General features: G+C 41.2%; 1 protein-coding gene. It reads left to right on the top strand.

All coding sequences use genetic code 11. The annotated features are described in order from the left end of the window. The coding region (locus H4J38_RS17485) for a hypothetical protein (RefSeq protein ID WP_182133663.1) at positions 1-531 on the top strand (531 nt) is incomplete at both ends.

Genomic DNA, 531 nt, shown 5'->3' with positions numbered 1-531 from the left:
AGGTAATTTAACCTTAGGTGTTACGGCTTCAGATACTGATGTAATGAATAAAGTGTCGCTTTATTTACCTAACGCAGAGCGAAGCTTTGTTTTATGCTCAAACAATTGTTCCCCTGATTTTCAAGCCACGATAACCGGATTTAACCCTCAATTTGCTAATGAAATAGCAGGGGCTTTGCGCATAGAGCTTATTGTTGAAGACAATTTAGGCAATAGTGCCATTGTTGATGCACTGAGTGTTAATTGGCAACCTATTCAAATTTCAGCCGTTAGCGCTAGTCGTGAAAATGGTGTTGTCACTGTTTCTTGGTCAGGTAACTCCGCACTCGAGCGTTATAACCTTTACGCGGCGACAGCGCTTGGAATAACCGCTGAAAACGCTATCGAACTTGATAATGGTATACAACAACTTGCCATTAATGGCACAGCAGCACAATTTACTGATGCCGACCCAAGCAAAAATTATCACCTACTCGTTACCGGCATTAATAATGGCGGTGAAAGTGGTAAATCTAATCCATACATTATCTC

The organism is Colwellia sp. BRX10-3 (assembly GCF_014077505.1).
GTDB lineage: Bacteria > Pseudomonadota > Gammaproteobacteria > Enterobacterales > Alteromonadaceae > Cognaticolwellia.
Note: the sequence above shows the minus strand (reverse complement) of the source record. Positions and strands in the feature narration are given on the sequence as shown.